We start from the raw sequence: 22133 nt of genomic DNA, 5'->3' as shown, positions 1-22133 counted from the left end.
TTACATTTGCGGGATACGTACAGTTTCCCCTATCCAACATCCAATTTTTATAGCTTCACCGGCACTTCTACCCTGCTGAAAAACATCGGCTTTTTGCGGAGCTCTACCTCTATAAGCAGTTGCTGTTTGATTTGCATTAGAAGCGATAGATGGATCTACTCTTGCAGCCCTTGCAGCGTAATCGGCCGCTAACCAGTATACAGCTCTTTTGTCAAATGCTGTTTCACCACAATTATTGGCACTTTGCGCAATCATATTAGCAATTTGCAAGTATGCTCTTCCTAAAGATGGTTTAGCGCTAATTGCCTTTCTAAAAAAGTTTCTAGCTTGAGAGAAGCTACCTCTTTCTTTATAGTTAGATGCAATTCTATAGTAAATTCTAGCCTGATCGCTTGGATCTTCTTCTAATTCTGCTGCTTCATTATAATACTCCAAAGCTTTAGCTCTATCACCATCGGCTTCAGCTAACTGCCCTAAAGAGTATGCAGAATTTGCAGAAGGCTTTAATTGGTGCAATGCTTCAGAAACCTGGAAGAACAATGGATCTTCTGTACAATCCTTAGCAGACAACCTTGCGTTTGCATTCTGCAACCAATCTACATCAGACTTTTTCTCTTCAAAATCTTTCTTATAAAGCGGGATTAGGTTATCGCAATCTGCTCTGGCACCAAGCTTAGCATTCAAAGCACCTTTAACCATGTTATAGTTTTTCAGGTTAATTTCAGCATATTTAATCTGTTTTTTCTCCTTGGAAGTAAGCTCATCGCCTGCATCCTGCTTTTCAATAAGCGGTGCCAGGTTTTTAGCTGCCTTATTTTCTTCTTCTTCAATTTTCGCCATTACTTTATCGTAATTATCAAAAACATCCTGAAGCTCTCTTTCCCCGGCATCCTGCATATCTACCATTAACTGGAAATAAGCATAAAGACCTTTTGGGCTGGTAAAGTTATCTCTATCTTCGGTATATGCCTTATCAAAAGCATTATACAATTCTTCTGTATTTCCTATTTTATGATCAAACTTCAACTGAGCAATATCAGCATAGATTTTTCCTTTAGAAGTTTTACTCGGAAACAATTCTAAACGCTCTTCCCATAAACCAATAAGCTCTTTTATATATTGCTCCTTCTCTGCACCTTCGGCATTTTCAATTTTATAATTAAGAGCACGCTCTCCATATTGGAAAGTAGCTAAACTATATTTTGGACACTCTTCCCTAACTTTCATTAAGGGTTCGTAAGCAGCATCATAATTTTTAGCCTTAGCATCATCATACGCCAAAGCAGCCATTGTTGCACAATCATTAGACTGTGCGCTTAAAACACTTGAGCCTAAAACAGCCCCTGTAATTAATGCTATAAATCTCGCTTTCATGTTCTTGTTTTATTATCGTGGTTAATTAAATTTTCTTCTTTCGAACCATTTTCTAGCTGCAGTTAGGGAAAGCCCTACTGAAAGCCTAAAGTAATCTTCCTGAATTAAACCTGAATCTGTGGTACCGCGCTGTCCATACTCCAATCCAAGGTTTATATTAGAATTTCCCGGCCCTACAGGTAGTCCAACTCCAAAAGTAATGCCAAACTCATTAATATCCTGATTGTTGAGATTTAAACCTGTCTCTTCATACCTAAACCCAGCGCGATAAACAATGCGCTTAAAGTAATTGGTAAAAGAATCATACTGTGGAATAAAATACCCACCAAATTTATATTGGGCAGCATTTGCAAAATTTGCGTTAGTGCCCCCTGCTCCATTCACACTTAAAAAGGAATTATCGTCTGTACTCACATACTCACCACCAAAAAACCATTTATTAGGCCTTCCAAGACCAAGACCTATGGTATATTTTGCTGGTAAGCTAAGTTCAGAATCTGCAACATCTATATTGCGTTCTTCCACCACTGTTTCACCTCCGTTTCCTGAGAAAGCTATAGTTGCCAATCGTCTTGAGTTTTCTGCATCAATAGTAGTTCTGGGAGAATAAGAAGCCGCTGCATGTAACTTAAGTCCGTTTTTAAATTTTTGCTGAAAATCGGCACCAAAATTATAATTAAAGCCTAATAAATCTGTTCTACTTACATCACGGGAACCTAATTGCACTTCGTTACGTACCAGGGTTCTTTGATTTTGGAGGTTTCCAAAGTTGTATTGCGCATCAACCCCAATACTCAAAGAAGGAATAATTTGATAACCAGCTGAAAGAAAAACTTTATTCATTCCGCCACGACCTTCCAGCCTACTGGCTACAGACTCCCTAATATCTAAAATTTGATATCCAACCGAGGTATATGGCAACACACCAATACCAAAACCGAGATTTCCTCCCACGGGCACCCCAATGGCCAGGTAATCTAAAGAAGTAACCTTTGCATTATCTTCGGCCGTAGCCGAGCTTAAGTTTACCCTTTCATGAGAACCCCCTACCGCATAGGTTGTTCTTCTTAATCTCCCATAACCAGCGGGATTTCTAAGGTTTAGATGAATACTATCTGAAAACACACTTAAGCCACCCATAGATCTGTTCTCTACGGTTCCTTTAAAAGTTGTAAGGCCAATCCCGTAATAAGAATAGGGCGATGATACATTCTCCTGCGCTGAAGCAACCACTGTAAAAAAAACAGCTACGATTACTATAAATCGTTTAATCATTGAGTTTTGTTAAATTCTAAAATGTAGTTTAAACCCTCAAAAAGAAAATTCGGGTTGGCAAATATGCTATTTTTTACCCGCTTTGACAAAATTTGCGTATCTCCACCTGTTAAAATAACTGTTAAATATTTATAATCAGCTTTATAGCGATCAATAATTCCATCCAATTCTGCGCTCACACCGTTCAACACTCCCGATAAAATACTGTTTTGCGTAGAATTTCCAATTAAAGGAGCTTTTTCATCTAAGCTTACCAGCGGAAGTTTAGAAGTAAAATGTTGCAATGCCTTTAAACGCATTTGCAAACCGGGAGAAATAGCACCTCCAAGATATTCATTTGCAGCATTTTTAAAATCGAAAGTTATACAGGTACCCGCATCTATTATCAAAACATTCTCGTATTGAAAGTTTAATGAAGCGGCGGCGGCCAATGCCAATCTATCTTTCCCTAAAGTTTGAGGCGACCCATAATTATTTTTAAATGGGAGTTTTGTGTTTTCACTTAAAACATACAGATTGGTTTCTTCCTTAAGAATTTTCTCAAAAGCTGAAGTGTCCTTTACAACCGAAGATAGCATAGAAAAGCTTATTTGAGGATAATCTTTTTTTATTTCTTGAATTTTTTTAAAAAAATTTTCAGCGACACACACATAAGACCTAAGAAGTTTAGACTCCTGAAAAACAGCAACTTTTACATAGGAATTCCCTACATCAATAATTAAATTCATAGGCATTTGATTGAATTGGCTAAATTACAAAAGCATTTTTTTAAAATTTCCTTTGTGAGATTATAAAAATGGATATATATTTGCACCCGCTTACAACAAGCAACTGGTGCCTTAGCTCAGTTGGTAGAGCAAAGGACTGAAAATCCTTGTGTCCCTGGTTCGATTCCTGGAGGCACCACCTTTAAAAACCCGTATGAAGCTAAAATTCAGCTGATTACGGGTTTTTATATTTTATTAGGGTGCTTGGAAGGGTGTTTTGAAGATGGAACTCCAATGAGCTCAACTTTATTTTCGAACTTTAAAAATTGGAAGCCGTTGGAAAAAACCAACTATATGTTTTATAGGGGGGAGTTAGGGAAAAATAACCTTTCTACACATCTATCAATAAACCGGCTGTTATTAGGGAGGCGCATTCAAGATTCCGCTTACAAAAAAATTAATTTATATTTTATTACTTCACACGTAGCATAATTAATTCTTCAATTAAATCGTGTAAAGACTCTCCTTCATTATTTAGAGTACCATCCACAATCCTCCAGTAAGCTATTTTATCTAATAGTTTGTTTCTTTTAATCTCTTCTATCTCACTTCTCTGTTTTAATTTATCTAGCCTAAAAAATTCATTTCTTTCCTGTTGGCTTGGCTTTCTTTTTATCACTTCTTCCAAATTGCTTCCCACAAATTTTTTAATCGTTAAACTATCAGCAATCCCTTTTTTAATTTTCTTTTCGAGAATTAATTGACGCTCTGAAGCAACTTCCTTTTGCGAAGGAAAACTTTTCCCTTCAGGTTCAGTATTTGTCCTTTTTGAAGGATTAACCTTGGAGAAAATACTGCCTGCTTTTAAACTCTCAATTTCTAAAATCGCCTCATCCTTATTAATCGCAAAAACTATATCATTATATTTTTCATTCTTTAGATGATAAACTGTATGTAATTCTTTTTTTACAGGAAATCTCATCAAGTGTAAAAACATATGTGAATGGAGCGATTTAATTTCAATTTTTGCAGAATCACCCTGATACTCATTTAGATAAACAAGAACTTCCACAGGTTCAATTCTATTAATATTTACGCTTAAATTAACTTATCTTGAGAATTCTGATTGGAAATAATATTGTCCAATTAAAGTTCGCTTTTCAGGCTTATAACCCATATTTTTTTTAAACCAATCTATCATTTCTAAATATTTTGAAAACTATATTCATATTAAGAGACTATGAAACGCATTAACATTTTAGGCTTTGAAATGTCAATACAATTTCTATTTTACCACCCCAAAAACCGTTAAAAAAACCATTAAACCTAAGAAATTAGCTGAAAATAACTATGAAAATTCCAATCACGGCCAGTACATTCAATAAAATATGAAGATTTTTGGCCGTCTGTGAATTTCCTCTTAAGTGCTGCGGTGTATCGGAATAAGCAATAAAATTTATTAGAAAACCTATAACCAGCCACCCTACTATAATCCCAATAATAGATAAAATCATAATTATTTATTTTGAAGTTCTTCAATTTTTTTATCAGCTTTAGATTCTTCCATAAACACAGAACCAACTTGCTTATAAACCATTCTTTCCCCACAGACATTTAAAGAATAGGTAGCACCGTGCAAACCTTTAACACTATCTACAACTTCAATATTTTCTTTATCGCAATCCTGTTCAATAGCAACAGTTTTTACTAGGGTTTTTTCGGTAGTTCCAAATAAAGTCCGATTTACTGAACCACAGGAAATAAATAAGATGATTGTTAAGGCTGAAAGAAATACTTTTTTCATAAATATTTATTTAAATTAGTGTTATTGCTTAACCAGAATTGAATTTGCCACCTGATTCCAAGTTATTTCGCTACTTGATAGTTTTGAAAATCTTAGATTCACAGTTGGAGCGTTATTAAAATCAAGATGTAAAGAATAGTGTTCCTCTGAAATATTTTCAATCACTTCAATTTCTTGCCCTAATTCCCTAGAGTTTTCAATTAGTTCCCGTTGACTGGTTTCAGTAAAAACTTGAATTAATATTAAATCATTTGAAGTGAATCTTACTCCGTTATCTCCCGTGGTAGACCCTTGAACTAACCAAGTTCCCTGAATCCATTCTGGAGGATTAATACTACTTGCATTTATTTCATCATTATCTGAGGAACAGGACAAAACAATTAAAGGGAAAAGAAATAAATAAATTATTTTTCTCATAAAATGAATTTTAGTTACAAAGCTATCACCATTGAATGCTTTAAAAATGTGGTTTTCCACATATCAAGTCAAGAAAACAAAAATAGCGCATATATGAGTTCATAATAAAAACAAGCATTTTTCACCTTTAACGGGTGCAAAAAATAAAAGATCAATCCTTCATTAAATCATTCGGCAATAAGCTTCGAGAAACAAGAAAACTCAAGAATTTTTCTCAAGAACAACTTGCCTTTGAAGCCGATATTCCCATTTCGCAGGTAGGGCGTATTGAAAGAGGGGAAGTCAACACAACTATTAGCACTGTTTCTGTTTTGGCGAAAGCTTTAAAAGTTTCACTAAAGGAATTATTTGAATTCTAATAGTCATAATTTACTGTATAGATAAAACATTTATTTATAAAAAAAAAATCCCCGCATTTCTGCGAGGACATTTTTTCACTATTCCTATAACATACATTATCACCTAAGCAGCCATAATATAGGTATTACAATCTAGATTATCCTGGAACTGTTTAATTAATAAATCTCTTACTTTTCTTTTTGATTTATCAAAGGAATAAAACTGTATATACTCATTACATTTTCTTCTCCTTTTATAATAAGCATTAGCCGACAGCTCTTTTTGCAGATTTAACCAGTAATGAGAGTTAGTATATTGCTTTAATATATGGATTTCATCCTCTCTAAGGGCTTTTCTCATTATTTGGTAGTCAACCATTAATAATTTCTCATATTGCTCTAAGAGGAACTCAAATAACCTTCTATAGCTTTCTGATTCATATAAATCTACCAAACTAAAGATTCCTAAATCCTCCAATTTCCTTTTACTAGTAATTTTAACCTCTATTCGCAAAATATTTTCTTTCCGCTTATATTGTTTTCCCTTATTATAAACCTTAAGAGAATAGTCACTTTTCTTAAATTGCTTTAAATAGCCTTTAGAAGAAAATGTTTCAATTACCGACGGAGCCTTAAAATCCCACATCAAACAATTATCAATAAAAATGGAGGGGTCATACTCCAATGGAATATTTAAACCAAATTCTAAATTCGTTATTTTAGTTTTATCTGGTCTAATATAAAACTGGTCAATTAATATTTCTAAAGCCTCGTAATTGTCACACAGACTTAAATTATTGTAATTATGTTTACCAAACCCAAATTCAGTATTCCGCATTTTGTGCAAACTCCCCATTATATAAGATGATTTTTCCGTAATCCGCAATTCCATATTATGAAACCTCCCAATTTTAGGATATTCAAGAAATTCACCCGATTCATTGTCAATTTTGGAAAATAGCGGAATTACTCTTTTTCTTTCCGTTCTAAAATCAAAACTCTCTTTATCTATGTTATAAAATCTTATAAAATCTATCATCTTATGCAGCAATTTTATAGTTAGACAATTCAATTTGCTTTAACAATTCCTCATAAAGATATAGGGGTTTCCTACCTACCTTATGCGTTGGTACTAAAATTTTCTTTTGTTTTAAGTTGTGAAGGGTGACTAGAGAAACACCCAGTAATTCACTAACTTCTTTTCTGCTTAGCAGTTTTTCATTTTTACTCATAATTTTCTGTTTTTAAATTAGGAGTGCAATATGACACTGTATTAAGGGAAGGAAAGGGGAGAATTTTCAATCAAAGTCTATAGGCTTGAATCACGTCAACGAAATACCTAAAACATTGAATAACGGTAATTTAAAACAGGAATTAATATTAAAAAAAAGGGAATTAAGAGGGAATGAGCTTTAATTCAGTAATCAATTCTTTAATTTCTAGCTGAAATTTAGGCTGAATTTCTTGATTATTTAGCTTATTCAGCAATTTACTAATGTCGTCTTTTGTTTTCTTCTTATCATTAAAATAGAACCTCTCGCACCACCAGTTATGATAGTTACCTCGATTGGCAATTAACTCAGGTATAAATAAACTCTCTAACTCTAAAATTAAAAACGCATAATCAGCTAACCGACCCCCTTTTAAATTAATTCTCCTAGATATTCGTGAATTATGTGGATTAAATATCAAAAGGAAATCATATAATTCAATGTTTTCAGGAACAAAATAAATTTTTAACCAAGCATATAAATTTTTTGATATTTGTAAATTATTTCCAAAAACCGAATAGGGTACAATCTTAGAATTTTGTAGCCGTATAGCTTGGAACTTCTTATTATTTTCTTCCAAGGTTTTATTTAAAAAAAAATCAATCTCTTCCAATAAGATAAAATTCAGCTTTAATAACTCTTTATAATGATGAGAATTAGGAACGCTTAAAACATTTCTTCTTACTTGCTCACTAAATTTAAGCTTCTCTAATTTAATCTTACTCAAAAGCTTTTCTGCGACAGATTCCACCTTAACAATATCATATTCGTTTAATAAATACAACTGGTTTATTTTAGCTATAACACGTCGTTTTATAGAAATATTTCTCGCCTGAATATCACCTTTAATTTTACCCCAATCGTTAATTGGTTCAATCGTATAAGGCTTTTCTTTTTTCCCTCTACCTAGAACCTTTATTACAGCATTCCTTTCCTCAACTTGACGGCTTAAATTAGGACTTACATCTTGGAACTCTAAGTGATATTCTTGTTGTAAAAAGGCTTCTATTTTTGATCTTTCATCCAATAGCTTAGTTAATTCAAACTCAATTTCCGAAATAATTGACTGGATGTTATCATCTAAAACACTCATAAATTAAAATATCCGCTTTTCGCTATATGAATAGCCCTATCCTGTTTACTTATTCTAATATATTTATAAAATTCTTTTTCAGTTGTATGCCCTGAAAAATACATAATATCGTATATAGGCATTTTCTCCCTGTATTTATTTGTACAAAAACTTCTTCTTGCTGTATGAGTACCAATTAAATTATATTTGAATTCAGGTTTTCTTTCCTTCTTACCGTTCTCAATATAATTAATAAAAATTTTTTCATTAATATCAACCATTTGCCCAACTTGTTTTATATATAAATTTATTTTTTGGTCAGGCATTTTAGGAGGCGGACTATTATTATAGCGCTTCATTATCTCTCTTATCTCAATTGTAATTGGACAAAGGACTAAAGTTCCTGTTTTCTTTTGTCTTATTTCAAAACATTCTATTCCATCCTCAATTACGATATCATCACGAGTTAATCCATTATAATCGCTTACACGTTGACCTGTATAATATCCAATTAAGAAAATATCCCTAGCCCTTTCTAAGTTTTCATACTTACTTAAATCTTTATTTTTTATCGCTTCTATTTCATCAGGTGTAAGATATATAGCTTTAGTCAATTCAGATATTGCTTTAAAATCTCTTGCTTTAAATCGCATATTAACCTCTATACCCTCCATATTAGCACTATTTAATATTGCTTTCAAATTACCAATATGTTTACCTATTGTATTTACATTGTATGACTTTTCAGTTAAGTAGTGAGTAAAATTATTATAAAAGGCTTTGTCAAAATTTAAAAAATTCAATCCATCTTTTTTATCTGAACTATATTCTTTTAATAACCGTACAGTTTGTTTATAAGATTTTAGAGTGCCTGGTTTAACTTCCTTTTTCTTCAATGAAATAAAATAATCAGTAAACTGTAAAAAATTTAATTCACTCTTATTTTCTCTTTCAATATTCCTATGGGTAAAATCATCAAGTAATTTCCTCAATTCAGATTTCTTAATTCCCTTACCCTCCGCGATAAGTCTAGAAAACTGCTTATATATATAAGTCTCTAAATTACTTAGATGTTCATTTACTTCATTAGCATTAAGAATTCCAGCTTTCGTAGTTTTTATTCTCTGTTTTTCAAAATTCCAATCGTTATAACAAGATTTATAACCTGTTGAATATTTAAATCTTTCTCCATAAGAAAAATGCAAAAAGATTAAGCTTTCCTTTTTTGGATTCTTTTTTAATATGGTAATAGAATCCTTAAAAGCAAATCTAACTCTACCCCTTAAATTCTCAACTGTTCTCATTCCTTAGATTTTAATACAAATATCGGAAAAATAAACATAGGGTGCTTCTTAGGGTGCTTATAATTATTAAGGAACTGGAACTTTAATTAATCACTATAAATCACAAAAACTCCATAATACTTTTATATATTGATATTAACAAGTAATACTAATTAAACCGAGTTAATCAAGGTTTAAACACAAGTGGTACTGGAGGCACCACCTTAAAAGCCCGATACACTTAGTGTTTTCGGGCTTTTTTAATTTTAGGCTGTTATAGGATCAATCTCAACTGGGATCAAGAACATTTTCGGATCAAGACCATTTTCTGGGTTTTTGATTTTTTAAGCAAATAATTTTTCGAGTCGAAATAGGAAGAACTCGGTATTTCGGATCAAGAACATTTTCTGGGTTTTTGAGTTTTTAAGCAAGAATTGTAGTTTACTCCATAATTAAAAGCAAACTCCTATTAGCTTGTAATTTTTTTAAGCTTGCGCATCTTACTTGCTACCGACCCTAATTCTCCAAGCCTAACAACACCGATTAAAAAACGTATTCGGGGTGGGTGATTTGTTATAATATCGGCAACTTTAGCCACCGCGATATCCCTTTCTAAAACACAATCTTTGTAAGATTTTCCCTGCGGTGCGTGTAATGTCTTAGCAAACCGCCAGGCACCATCACGAGCCAATTGCATACTAAAATTGGTCATAAGATTATCTACCTGCCCGGTATGTTTTAAAATATAGCCCAGCGGAGGCCATATAGTTGCCAGGTTATGCTGTACCTCTTCTACCAAATCGGCCAAAATCTGGTTAATTCTATTAAAATCTGCTTTTAAATTTTCAATATTTTTTCCTTCCGAAACCTTGGCCGCAGCAATTCCCAAGTCCAGGTTTATATGGGCATTCATCCCTATCAACAAATGCTGTAAAGTAATTGGCCAAAAATTTGTAGCCAGGTCAAAGGCTTTTTGCCAGGACCTTGCTACCGGTAAATTTCTTTTGTAATTATAATAAGCAACAATATATCTTTCAGCAAAAACAACATCCAGCTTCTCCATTCTTTCTGCATCGTCAAAGTGGCGATTTTCTATGGCTTCTTTTACTTTCCAGGTTACCCTACGATACAAAACGGCAAAATAACCAAGTACATTATTCTCTTTTTCCGTCTCGTTTATAATTTCATCTAAGCTTTCTAATACCTGGGATATATTTTTCATAAAAAACGCTTGGTTAATAGTTAAAATAGGCACAGCCACTTTTTAAAATTCATATAAACATTTCATTTTACAAGACTTAGTATTAAATATAAAAACAAGCCTGTTCTATGTTGGTGTAAATTTATTTATAAAAAAGGATGTTTTTCCCCTTCCTTCAGATAAGAATTTAAGATAATTTCATATAGTTTTCTAATTTTTATAGCTATGAAAAAAATAATATTCAATTTTTATCTTATAATTATTGCAATATCCTTAGTTTCTTGTGCTAGCATACCCAGGGAAGCTCCGGTACTCTCTCAACAACTTAACACAGAAATCCAGGAGCTTGAAAATTCGCACCTTGGCCTGGTTCATAGCTTTTTTGAGCTAAAAAGAAAAAATGCCAAAGATTATATAAACACCGTATGGCTACCCTTATATGCTGAAAAATATTTTAGGCAACAGGATATTAGCAATATGTGGAATATGGTTGTTAATGAAGGTAGTCCCGAAGACAGGTTACAGTTTATCCTGGCCACGGCTCCCGCCCTGCAAGAAGAAATTAATTTGCAATATGAAACAATGATAGCCCCCCTTGATAAATTAGAATATAAATTAGAACAGGCCCTCAAGGAAAAATATACAAATGCCAGGAGCATCAATAACACCATCACTTCTTTTCTTTTTTCGGCTTCTGAAATTGATGAAAACCGGCAGCGGTATCTCAACATGATTGGTATAAGCGATGATAAAATAAGCAAAACGATTAACGAGACAGCCTTAATCACTGAAAAAATGCTCAATACCGCAAACAGTGTAGATAGCAGGTATAATGCGATTCGGGAGAACATTCAAAACTATACAGAACAATTAAATAATATCCTAAATCAAATATAATGGGAAATAGCACAAAAATAGATTGGGAAGAATTTCGAAAAAAAGCCAGGAATGCTGCTGTAACGGCTGCAGCTGAAACCAACCGGGAGCTAGCAGGTGAAATGTCTTCTATTACGCATCTTACCAAAAAAGAAATTCAGGAGATTTTTCCCGAAAAGAGTGAGATGGAAGATTTCTCGGAATTAATGGAAATCGTTAAATCCAGCACCTCTCGCAACAATAAGGTAAATAAGATCGCAGCTAATTCTGAAAAGTTCAGTAAAGTTATGCTCTCTCTTTTGGGTAAAATTTTTTAGTATGGGAAACAATAGATTTTTAGACAATCCAGAAGTACAGCAAATAGTTAAGGAAGCAATTGCTCTTAAAGAACAACATAAGCCTTATTCTGATATCGTAGATTCTGAAGGCAATCAATATGTAGACCTGGTGCAGGAAGGAGGTGGCGTTTTGGGGATTGCCTTAGTGGGTTACACCTATATTATGGAAAAAGCAGGAATACGCTTTTATAGCCTGGCTGGAACATCGGCAGGTTCTATAAATACCATATTGATGGCCGGCGTAGCCAAACCAGGGGAACCCACTTCAGAAAAAATAATAAATATAATAGGAGATAAGAATTTTTTCGATTTTGTAGATGGGCCTTCCGGAATTAAAAGACTGGTTCAAAAAAAGATAGAAAATAACAGCAGTATATTCTGGAATGTTGTTTGGAATGCCCGGAAAATTTTTAAGCTGTTAAAAAATAAATTGGGTATAAACCCCGGCAATCATTTTGAAGAATGGCTCACTGAAGCCCTGGAAGAAAATGGTATTCACAGCCTGGCAGATTTGGATAAAAGAAGAGCTACTCTTCCAAAATTAAAGCACTTAACCAATACCGCATACCAATTTAAAAAACCGGGATTAGCCATTATCACCTCCGAAATTACAACGCATAGCAAGGTAGAATTTCCAAAAATGCGAAAATTGTATTGGCAGGAAGCTGAGGATATTCATCCAGCAAAATTTGTTCGGGCTTCTATGTCTATCCCTTTCTTCTTTTATCCGTTTACGGTAAAGGACATTCCCAATGCCGGTAAAATTAAAGACAAAAACTGGGTAGACCTTGTTAGTTATAGCGGCCCTGTGCCGGCATCGGTAAAATTTGTAGATGGTGGAATGTTATCTAACTTCCCAATAAACACATTTCATATTCCAAGCGGGAAACAACCCTCAAGGCCCACTTTTGGAGTGAGGTTAAGTACATATAGAGAGTCTTATGCTAAAACTAGCGGCACATTTGGATACTGCGGAGCTATGATAAGTACCATGAGGCAAATTCATGATTATGATTTTATCCTTAAAAATCCCGATTATGAAAAACTTATTTGCCGTATTGATGCAGATGAAGATTACAATTGGCTAAACTTTGGCATGACAGAAGAGCGCCAACAGCAACTATTTCTTTTAGGAGCGAAAAAAGCCCTGGAATTTCTTCAAAAATTTGACTGGAAACAATACAAAGAAATCCGTGCAAAAATTGGTTGTGATTAAAAGGAGTTAAAGAAAAAGCTAAAGTTTAATGGAGGATCGCATTAGTGATAAAACGAATACCGGCTTTTAGTAAGAAATTAAATAAACGAAACTAAATTAAAAACTTTGAATTATGGAATCGAATTTTATTGTAGATCTTCACTGCCATCCATCCATGAAACCATTTGCAAGATCTTTTGCAAAAACACCCGGCTTACAATCAAGAAATCCGCGGCACAAGCATTCTATCTGGTTTCACGATGCTCCCAGCTTTTTTGATAAAATTAAAAATTATATCGCAACGCTTACCAATTTCGTACAAAGTGATGGCACCAGTCTAAAGAGGGGCCGGGTTGCTGTGGTTTGCCTGTCTTTCTACCCTCAGGAAAAACAGTTTTTTAAAAATAAACTTGGGAAAGCGCTAATTTCGGATGTTCTCACTATGCTGGCAACCGAATTTGGGAAACAGCGTATAGACCATATTCAGGATTTAAAAAGTTATTGGGAAGATTTAAAATTGGAAATGCGATTTGTAAAGCAGGAATCGGGAAATAAAATAAGCATAGACGGACAAAAAGTATGTTATCTAATCTCCAATTCGTATGCTGATATAGAAATTGCCGAACGTAATAATGAACTGGGGGAATCAAAAATAATATTTATTCCTACCATAGAGGGAGGCCATGTTTTCGATCAGGTTATGAATCCCAATGAAGCCTGGAATACCTACCCAGATGGGGTAAACAAAAACGAATTAAAAAGCCTGGTAAAAAGGGTTAAAGAATTAAGGAGGGAAGAAAACGGAATGATAAGACCGGTTTTTATAAGCCTTGCCCATCACTTTTGGAATGGGCTATGTGGCCACTCCAAAAGTTTAGGCGGACTTGTAAAGTGTATTGTAGACCAGGACAATGGCTTAAACGAAGGCCTAACTGAAGCCGGCAGGAGTGCCATAAGAGCTATGTTAGAAAAAGAAACCGATAAAAACGGGCATATTGTGCCGCCTATTTATATAGACATAAAGCATATGAGCCGTAAAGCACGGCTTGATTTTTTTGATTTCCTAAAGGAGTTCAAGGATCAAAACATCCCAATTATTGCCAGTCACGGTGGTGTTACCGGACTTTCAGAACCCGGGGGCATCAACCAAACACCGGCTGCCCAGCAAGGTCTTTTTATGATCGATGACATTAATTTTTATGATGACGAAATAATTAAAATAGGGAAATCTAACGGCCTTTTCGGAATTCAATTAGACGAACGCCGCATTGCTTCTAAAGTAGTTTTAAGAGAAGCCCGTGGCAATATTAAACGACGGGATATTCTCTATTCGTGGTCAAAACTGGTGTGGAACCAAATAAGACATATTGCCGAAATTTTAGATCTAAACAACCAGTATGCCTGGGGGGTACAGGCCCTGGGAACCGATTTTGACGGAATAATAGATCCAATTAACGGTTATTGGACTTCCCAGGAATTAAACAAACTTGATGATTATCTATTAATGCACGCTTATAATTACCTCAAAGAAGTAAAAGAACCCTGCCCTTTAATACAGTCGAGAAACAAAGCTATTTCGGCAGAACAAATTGTGGAAAGGGTAATGACCGGCAATGCCCTAAATGTATTATCTCGAATAATGTAAATAAAAAACCAAATGTATTTAAGTAGGCTGAACTAATAGTCAAAAGCGTAAATATTAAAGGGCACCATTAGGATTAAGATAATGATTTTTGTTGTAAAAAACAGATGAATAAAGTGAAATCAAAGACAATAGTTATAGCTGTAAATTAATTGTTATTCTGCCAAATAATTGCCAAAAAACATCAAAAAGACCAGATTAATTGAATTTTATTCTTCTAAAATAGCAATCAGTATTAGAAAAAATTTTAAATTGTTCACCAAAACCGGTCCAGGCCAAATATAAGGATCCCTACTTCCATAACTTATTTTAACCCAGGCTGCAGTTCTAAATTTGTATCATTAAAAAACATCTATTGCGCTTAAAAGTTTTACGCTACTTAATTATATTTTGGTTTATTACTGGCTTACCTCAAACATCATTCGGTCAGGTAATAAATAATCAAACTAAAATCTATATCAGTAAGAACGGTAAGAAAACTACAAAAAAAACAATTCTGGTCCAGGTAAACAATAAGGAAGAAAACTGGCTATCTCATATTGAAATGAGGCATAATCCCCAACAAGAGTTTTCGTTTAATTATGCCTACCTCACCGACGTAGAAGGCGAAAGAATAAAAAAATTAAAAAAGAAAGAGCTTACTACCAGAAACAAGCTTTCCTACCAGGCATTTTATCAAGATGATCTAATTACTGAATTTGATCTTTATTGGAACCAATATCCATATAGGGTTGAATACAGTTATACTATCGAAGAAGAAGAGTTTTTATATCTAGCCTGGTGGACACCCTTTCTTTATAGTAATGTGCCAACATTAAAAAGTTCATTAGAAATAAACCTGCCGGCAAACTTTGGGTTCCAGGTTGAATCTTCAAAAAATACTGAATTCCACGAGTCTGAATTTGACAATCGAAAAATCCTAAGTTGGAAATCTTCTGCTTTGAAAATACCTAAAGAAGAAATTTATTCACCAGCAAGAGAGAAAATAATCCCTATAGTTAGGGTAATACCTCACCACTTTAAATATGGTGTAGAAGGTATTTCAAGCTCCTGGTCCAGTTTTGGAAATTGGTTAGATAAATTAAACGATGGCCTTGATGAACTTACCTTTTCTGAAGAGCGAAAAATAATAAAAATAATTGATGGTGTAAGTTCAAAAAAAGAAGTTATTAAAAAGCTTTACTACCATATGCAGGACCATACAAAATATATCAATGTTGCTATAGATGTAGGAGGGCTTAAAAGTTACCCGGCTTCATATGTTTGCGAAAATAAATATGGAGACTGTAAGGCACTTACAACTTATATGAAAGCAATGTTGAAAAGTATGGGAATCAAATCTTTAAATACAATAATAAAAGCAGGGAGCAGTGAGGCAGAAATAAATATAAATTTTCCCAGCCAACAATTTAATCATGTTATATTAATGGTTCCATTAGAAAAAGACACTATCTGGCTCGAAAACACATCCAGTGCTTTGCCCTTTAATTACCTGGGCACATTAACTCAAAATAGGTATGCATTAGCTGTTGACGGAGAAAAGAGTCGACTAATCAAAACACCTAAGCTTCTACCTCCAGATGTGCTGAGAGAGAGAAATTATAATTTTCAGTTATCGAAAAATAGTGAAACAAAAATGGAACTCGACCTTAAAGTAAGAGGTGAGGAGTTTGAAACTTTAAGATATTTAATTTCTGAAAAAGAAGAAAAACTACTGGATAAGGAGATACTTAAGCTTACCGGAGCCAGAAACATCCAGATTAGAGACTGGAGTACGGTAGATTTAGAAAGAGATAGTTCGTTTGTACATATTAAAACTTTTGGTAAGTCTGCCTCGGTTATTCGTGAAATTGGTTCGTACAAGGTAATTAACCCTTTGAGAATTAAGTTACCCGACTTTGAAAAGCCATCAAAAAGAGAACTGGATGTGGTCATTAATCTTCCAGTTAATAGGTCAGACAAAAGTCTTTATGCATTCGAATTATTAGAGGCAGAAAGAATACAAATTCCCGAAGATATAAGCATAGAGAGTAAGTACGGTTTGTATAACACCCACTACAGCAAAGAAAAGAACAAGGTAATAGTTGAAGAGAATTTCACTTTACTTTCCTCTAAAATTCCTGTTGAGGAATATGGCGATTTTTATCGTTTCCTTCAATCCATAGTTAATCATAAAAAGAATTCAGCAATACTTATAAAATGAGAAACCTTTTATTTATCAGCCTTTTGCTAAGTCAATTTGTTTTTTCCCAGAAAAAAGATTTGGAGTTTGGGGTAATTTCCGATTCAGAAATTGAGATGAAGTATTATGAAAAAGACAAAGAAGCCAAGGCGGTTGTACTTTACGACAAGGGAGAGTCTATTTTTTTTGATATTGATAATGGTTACAACATTCAATTTAAACGGCATAAAAGGATCAAGATATTTGATAAGTCGGAATCTCAGCACGCTGAAATTGCTATACCTTTTTATGTTGACGGATTTGGGAAAACTGAAATCATAAAATCTATAAAGGCATTCACCTATAATACAACCAATGGCAAGCTAACCCGAAAAGCATTATCCCCTTCTAATATTTACGAAGAGCGTATTAACGATAGATGGCGCCATAAGAAATTTGTTTTTCCAGATGTTCAGGACGGTGCCATATTAGAGTATCGTTACATTTTAGAAACACCATTTCACTTTAATTTACCAGACTGGCAATTTCAAGATAAAATTCCGACTCTTTACAGCGAATATCAGGTTAGCATGATTCCATTCTATGAATATGTTTTTATTGCTCAGGGTGTTAACGATTTTGATTATCAGAATTCGGTGAAAGGAAAAACAAAACGATCCTGGGGCTCTATAAATAAATCATACGGTAAAAATATTGGTAGCGGAATAGAATTTCAAGATTATATTCATACCTACGTTTTGACTGATATACCTGCTTTTACTGACGAATCATACATTTCATCCATAAATGACTATATAATTAAAATGGACTTTCAGCTTGCTAAGTTTCACAGTCCTAGAGGCGGAACAACCGATATAATTTCCACCTGGCCGGAACTAAATGAATCACTCTTGAAGAATGAAAAATTCGGAAAGTATATTAAAAAGAGTTCAAGGCTTGCTAAGAAAATTTTACTGGAAGAAATAAATTTTACAGGCAATACCAGTTCACAAAAAGCAAAAGACATAATTGAATATGTTAAAAACAACTTTGAGTGGAACGGTGAATATGGTAAATATGCTTCACAAGATGTGAAAGATTTTTTTAATAGTAAACGCGGAAATGTAGCAGATATAAACCTATTTATGATTGGCCTTCTTAATGAGGCTGAAATCAAGACGAAACCAATTATACTAAGTACTAGAAATCACGGAAAAATTAGTACCGGTTACCCATTTGACCACTTTACCAATTATGTTGTTGCCCTTGTAGAAAGCGACTATTCTTTCCTTGCAGATGGGACGGAAGATTTACTATCTTATAATAAACTCCCAACCAGATGTAACAACGAAATTGGGTTGATAGTAGAAAAAGAGGCTACGCCAAAATGGATAAGTCTTAAAAACAATTTTCCTTCTAAAGAGAGGAATACTATTACAATGATTCTGGATACGGTAACTCAAGATGTTAAAGCTCAGGTTTCCATAAAGAACACAGAATATGAGTCATATGCGGCAAAAAAAAGATTTAAGAACGATTCTGTAGAAATTAGAAAGTTCTATGAGGACAAGATTGGAGATATCAAGAGGTCAAGAACTAATGGTTATAAAAGGAATGATTTCCCTTATTCCATGTTATTTGAAACAAAATATGAGACAGAGAAGTTAGGTAATAATATTGTTATAATGCCGTTTTTGAACCTTCCCTTATCTAAAAACAGCCTTACTCAAAAAGAGAGGACATATCCGGTAGATTTTGTTTATCCCTGGGAAAATCAGTTCAGGTCTTCATTGGAAGTGCCTAAAAACTATTCAGTCTTAGATATGCCAAAAGATTATAAGGTAGATAACGGTTTAGTTGAAATTCAACTTAAGTACTCCCTTACCGATAATACACTTTTTGCACAAGGAAGTTATAAGTTTAAAAAATCAATCTACCTGGCTAAGGAGTACGCCCAAATAAAAAATTCTTTAGATGAGATTGTAAAATATTTTAATCAACCTGTAGTACTGGAGAAAAATGAGGATGCTATAGAATAATATAATTGCCAGGATGCAGTTATAACTTCTTTAGGCCTTGAGTAAATGAATATTAAACAGCGTTGCCGTGGCAAACAAACATTTACTGTTGTCTAAAAACTGTATTCCAAATAACAACAGTAAAAATTAGTCAAAAAGCTCGATTTTGGAGTCTCTACTTATTTCGATCAAAGTTTAAAAGAAAAAAGCCTCTTCCCGAATACACGGAAAAAAGCTTCTCATTGGTTAGCCTAAATCTTCACAACACAAGATATTAACCGGCTAACTACACATCCCGACAAATGCGGGACAAACAACACAACTTAATCTTACTCTTATATCAACATTCGGTGATTTTTACCACTTAAATGCTAATTTCATTTTAAATTTTAATCGCTCCTTGTTTTAAAACAAGGCTGGCAAATATACAACATCTTATTTCTATTAAACAAATAAAAAATTAGGTTTTATCAAAACTTAGATTGTTTATTTTAGTAAAAACACTATAGAAAATTATCAATAACATAATTTTCAGCTGCTTTATACTTTTAGCTAATCCAAAAACAAGCGAGTTTTGTAAAACCGTTATATTTATTTCATTGGGATAGAGCAATTAAATTTTAAAACAGCAAGATGCCTAAAAATGTATTTTTTCTATAGCCCATTTACAAGACTGCAATAAAGCCGGCTTAAGACTAAAAAGCGCTCTAGAGTCAAAATCTTGTTAATTTTCATCATTCTGAAATCAGTATTTTAAAATATCTCTCAATGAGCTTGATCTGGTATGAAACATAGAAAAAGTTTTGTAGCAGAAGTGCCAGGAAACAATGTTTTAAAGATTTCACAAAGAGTTTAATCCCAGCACCAATCTGCATCTTATTGGCATCATGAAAGACCTAAGATTAATTTAGAATTCTGTAAAACATAGCCTGCTTCCTAATGGCAGAAACTCTATCCCGGCCTTCATTAGGAACCGGGAATAGAGACAAAATAGCTTTGGTAAGGGGCATATATAAGCCCCTATTCGCTTATTTGCTTTTTGTTTTTATTGATTTTAAGCTGTAGTAACAGTAACATAGCCACAAAGCTTATAATAATAATTATTAGCAACATTTTAATTTCTGGAAATATATCGCTAATATCACCTCCATAATAGGCTACTTTTCTAAAAGCTGCTAAGAAATGGGTAACCGGAATAGACTGGGAAATACCATTTATAAATTCAGGAATTGCAAGACTTGGCCAGGTAAATCCGCTTAAAATAAATGCCGGGGTAGAGATTACCATTAAAAGTTCGGTAGCTTTTAATTGATTTGGAATTATCACCGAGAACAACATACCAATTCCCATAGAAGCTAAGCTCAATAGAATAATCAATATTAGCATAGGTATATTAAAAATTGCTGCTTCTACATTAAAGAAAATAAAAAGTCTACTTACTACAAACCACATTACCGGAAGAAATAACAGAAAAGGAGTTGCTTTTAAAACAATAAGATACCAGGATGGTTTATTCTTTTGGACCAGGCTTTTAAAATAGCCATCTTCAAAATCACGAGAGAACACTAACGCCATTGCCAGAAAAATTACCTGCTGCATAATGGCCCCTAATAATCCCGGAAGCATAAAGCTTAAGTAATTACCTGTAGAATTATAGAGTTTGTTGAAATTCACCTTAAAACTCTCATAACTTGCCCTCGCCTGATCTGGAGATGCACCCTGCTTTTGTAGGCTTTCTATCTCAATGCCCGCATTTAAGGTCATTAACACTTGCTGAATGTTCTTACTGGCAATATTAGCATTAAGAATATTGGCCATATTAAGATCTACCCTTATTTCAGGATATCTTTTTTGAAGTATATCCCCCTCAAATCCTGAAGGCAAAGTCACTACAGCTGCATACTGCTCTACCGGCATCTCTTCCAGGATATCGCCGGGGGTATACCTACGGTCTTTTACCAGAAGTGCTTCATTATCTTCAAAAGCATCAATTATACTAGTGGATAGCGGGCTGTTGTCCTGGTCTACTATTACAATGGGTAAATTTACCACTTTTGCCTGCTGATAAACATACCCAAACAACACCCCATAAAGCATTGGTGCACCAAAAAAAATAGCACAAAGTACAGAGTTGGAGAAAATTCGTTTGAATTCTATTTTTAATAAGTCGAAAAACTTTTTCATACTAATAGTCTTTTAATAGAATAGTAGCATTGGTATAAAAATTACTTCCCGAAACATCTGAAGTTGGGATCACCTTAAGTTCATAGACAGATTCCGAAAGATCATATAAAGGAGCGGTACTTGTAATCTCTGCATATTGAGGTAACTGTTTTATGCTTACTATTTTTCCTTTAAACTCCTCCTCGGTGTATGGGTTTACCAGGTTTAGTTCATCTCCTTTCTTAAAATCGTAGATGTTGGATTCATTTATGGTGAATCTAAAGTAAAGGCTACTTTTTTTATACCCGTTAAACAGGGTATAGCCGGGACTTAACAATTCTCCTTCCAAAAGGCTAATGGTTTCAATGCTCATATTGGCAGGAGCAATAAGGTACATTTCATCTGAGGCTGTCAATACCTCTTCTTTTGCGCCCCGTGCCCTATCTAGTTGCCCTTGCGCCTGATCTATCTTTTCTGTCCTGGCTCTTTTCCCGGCCTCATGGTGTTTGGCTTCCACAGCGCTTACCTGGGCATTGGCCATCTGTAACTTCATTTTTACCTCATCAAGTTGCTGGAGACTTACCAGCGAATCTTTATACATGTTATAAAGCCTATTGTAGGATTCCTGCGCAAAGGCCTGTTCTGCTTTCGCAGCATTCAATTTTCCTTCTATCTGAATTAATTGTTCTTTTGTTGCCCCCATATTAGCCATAGTAAGCTGCCCTTTAGCAGCCTTCATAGCTCCTTCGGCCTGTAACATTTTTGCATTGATTTCTGGAATATCCAGAAATGCCAGGGTATCTCCTTTGCGCACTTCATCTCCTTCAGCAACAAATAACTTTTTAACCCGCCCCGCAAGCTTACTGCTTACTGAAATAGTTTCAAATTTCACTTTTCCTCTTACCGGAGAAATTTCTTCCTGATTATTGCAAGATGCCAGGCTAAAAAGACCAAGCAGTATAAAACCAATTTTAATGTTTTTCATATCTTTTTTTATG

At 34.1% G+C, this 22133-nt stretch carries 20 protein-coding genes and 1 tRNA gene; 8 read left to right on the top strand and 13 right to left on the bottom strand.

The features are described from left to right. From I6U50_RS14245 to I6U50_RS14235, 3 genes are read right to left on the bottom strand one after another with little or no spacing between them, the layout of a single operon-like run. The gene (locus tag I6U50_RS14245) at positions 1 to 1374 is read right to left on the bottom strand and encodes a tetratricopeptide repeat protein (RefSeq protein WP_198628448.1); all 1374 of its coding nucleotides are present in this window, start codon (positions 1372 to 1374) and stop codon (positions 1 to 3) included. Positions 1375 to 1395: 21 nt separating this feature from the next. Continuing rightward, positions 1396 to 2649: a hypothetical protein gene (locus tag I6U50_RS14240; protein WP_198628447.1), complete on the bottom strand. Its 1254-nt coding sequence runs from the start codon at positions 2647 to 2649 to the stop codon at positions 1396 to 1398. Beyond that, positions 2646 to 3377: a type III pantothenate kinase gene (locus I6U50_RS14235; protein ID WP_198639334.1), complete on the bottom strand. Its 732-nt coding sequence runs from the start codon at positions 3375 to 3377 to the stop codon at positions 2646 to 2648. Before I6U50_RS14235 ends, I6U50_RS14240 begins: the two co-directional genes overlap by 4 nt. Positions 3378 to 3482: 105 nt before the next feature. Between I6U50_RS14235 and I6U50_RS14230 the strand changes: the two genes are divergently transcribed. Continuing rightward, a tRNA-Phe gene (locus I6U50_RS14230) sits at positions 3483 to 3555 on the top strand. A 273-nt stretch (positions 3556 to 3828) separates the two neighbouring features. Here the strand turns inward: I6U50_RS14230 and I6U50_RS14225 are convergent. The 3 genes from I6U50_RS14225 to I6U50_RS14215 form a co-directional block, all read right to left on the bottom strand. Continuing rightward, on the bottom strand, positions 3829 to 4428 hold the full coding sequence (locus I6U50_RS14225; protein WP_198639333.1) for a hypothetical protein: 600 nt from the start codon (positions 4426 to 4428) through the stop codon (positions 3829 to 3831). A gap of 444 nt (positions 4429 to 4872) precedes the next feature. Beyond that, complete coding sequence (locus I6U50_RS14220) at positions 4873 to 5160, bottom strand: hypothetical protein (RefSeq protein WP_198639332.1); 288 nt, start codon at positions 5158 to 5160, stop codon at positions 4873 to 4875. 21 nt (positions 5161 to 5181) lie between these two features. Then, the gene (locus I6U50_RS14215) at positions 5182 to 5577 is read right to left on the bottom strand and encodes a hypothetical protein (protein ID WP_198639331.1); all 396 of its coding nucleotides are present in this window, start codon (positions 5575 to 5577) and stop codon (positions 5182 to 5184) included. A gap of 134 nt (positions 5578 to 5711) precedes the next feature. On the opposite strand from I6U50_RS14215, the gene I6U50_RS15950 reads away from it, so the two are divergent. Continuing rightward, positions 5712 to 5936, top strand: a complete 225-nt coding sequence (locus I6U50_RS15950; protein WP_198639330.1) for a helix-turn-helix domain-containing protein — start codon at positions 5712 to 5714, stop codon at positions 5934 to 5936. Between the two features lie 103 nt (positions 5937 to 6039). Here the strand turns inward: I6U50_RS15950 and I6U50_RS14205 are convergent, their stop codons facing one another. From I6U50_RS14205 to I6U50_RS14185, 5 genes are all read right to left on the bottom strand, one after another. Further along, on the bottom strand, positions 6040 to 6954 hold the full coding sequence (locus I6U50_RS14205) for a hypothetical protein (RefSeq protein WP_198639329.1): 915 nt from the start codon (positions 6952 to 6954) through the stop codon (positions 6040 to 6042). Position 6955: 1 nt separating this feature from the next. Then, positions 6956 to 7147: a MerR family transcriptional regulator gene (locus I6U50_RS14200; RefSeq protein WP_198639328.1), complete on the bottom strand. Its 192-nt coding sequence runs from the start codon at positions 7145 to 7147 to the stop codon at positions 6956 to 6958. Between the two features lie 163 nt (positions 7148 to 7310). After that, complete coding sequence (locus tag I6U50_RS14195) at positions 7311 to 8279, bottom strand: hypothetical protein (RefSeq protein WP_198639327.1); 969 nt, start codon at positions 8277 to 8279, stop codon at positions 7311 to 7313. Further along, positions 8276 to 9562 (bottom strand): tyrosine-type recombinase/integrase, encoded by a 1287-nt coding sequence (locus I6U50_RS14190; protein WP_198639326.1) that lies wholly within the window; start codon positions 9560 to 9562, stop codon positions 8276 to 8278. The genes I6U50_RS14195 and I6U50_RS14190 overlap by 4 nt, the downstream gene beginning before the upstream one ends. 448 nt (positions 9563 to 10010) lie before the next feature. Continuing rightward, a complete protein-coding gene (locus I6U50_RS14185; RefSeq protein ID WP_198639325.1) occupies positions 10011 to 10763 on the bottom strand; it encodes a DUF5995 family protein in 753 nt (250 codons plus the stop codon). Between the two features lie 204 nt (positions 10764 to 10967). Here I6U50_RS14185 and I6U50_RS14180 point away from each other — a divergent pair, with 204 nt between their 5' ends. From I6U50_RS14180 to I6U50_RS14155, 6 genes are all read left to right on the top strand, one after another. Next, on the top strand, positions 10968 to 11639 hold the full coding sequence (locus I6U50_RS14180; protein ID WP_198639324.1) for a hypothetical protein: 672 nt from the start codon (positions 10968 to 10970) through the stop codon (positions 11637 to 11639). Continuing rightward, the gene (locus tag I6U50_RS14175) at positions 11639 to 11935 is read left to right on the top strand and encodes a hypothetical protein (RefSeq protein WP_198639323.1); all 297 of its coding nucleotides are present in this window, start codon (positions 11639 to 11641) and stop codon (positions 11933 to 11935) included. Before I6U50_RS14180 ends, I6U50_RS14175 begins: the two co-directional genes overlap by 1 nt. Position 11936: 1 nt before the next feature. Then, complete coding sequence (locus I6U50_RS14170; RefSeq protein ID WP_198639322.1) at positions 11937 to 13172, top strand: patatin-like phospholipase family protein; 1236 nt, start codon at positions 11937 to 11939, stop codon at positions 13170 to 13172. A 112-nt stretch (positions 13173 to 13284) separates the two neighbouring features. Continuing rightward, positions 13285 to 14796, top strand: coding sequence for an amidohydrolase family protein (locus I6U50_RS14165; protein WP_198639321.1), 1512 nt, complete (start codon positions 13285 to 13287; stop codon positions 14794 to 14796). Between the two features lie 352 nt (positions 14797 to 15148). Next, on the top strand, positions 15149 to 16996 hold the full coding sequence (locus I6U50_RS14160; protein ID WP_198639320.1) for a DUF3857 domain-containing protein: 1848 nt from the start codon (positions 15149 to 15151) through the stop codon (positions 16994 to 16996). Beyond that, positions 16993 to 18993, top strand: coding sequence for a DUF3857 domain-containing protein (locus I6U50_RS14155; protein ID WP_198639319.1), 2001 nt, complete (start codon positions 16993 to 16995; stop codon positions 18991 to 18993). The genes I6U50_RS14160 and I6U50_RS14155 overlap by 4 nt, the downstream gene beginning before the upstream one ends. Before the next feature lie 999 nt (positions 18994 to 19992). On the opposite strand, the gene I6U50_RS14150 is transcribed toward I6U50_RS14155, so the two are convergent. Further along, positions 19993 to 21156, bottom strand: coding sequence for an ABC transporter permease (locus I6U50_RS14150; RefSeq protein WP_198639318.1), 1164 nt, complete (start codon positions 21154 to 21156; stop codon positions 19993 to 19995). Between the two features lies 1 nt (position 21157). Next, positions 21158 to 22120: an HlyD family secretion protein gene (locus I6U50_RS14145; RefSeq protein WP_198639317.1), complete on the bottom strand. Its 963-nt coding sequence runs from the start codon at positions 22118 to 22120 to the stop codon at positions 21158 to 21160. Positions 22121 to 22133 lie beyond the last annotated feature (13 nt).

It is taken from the genome of Salegentibacter maritimus (assembly GCF_016236975.1).
In the GTDB taxonomy this organism is placed as follows: domain Bacteria; phylum Bacteroidota; class Bacteroidia; order Flavobacteriales; family Flavobacteriaceae; genus Salegentibacter; species Salegentibacter maritimus.
This window is presented reverse-complemented; position numbering and strand designations above follow the sequence as displayed.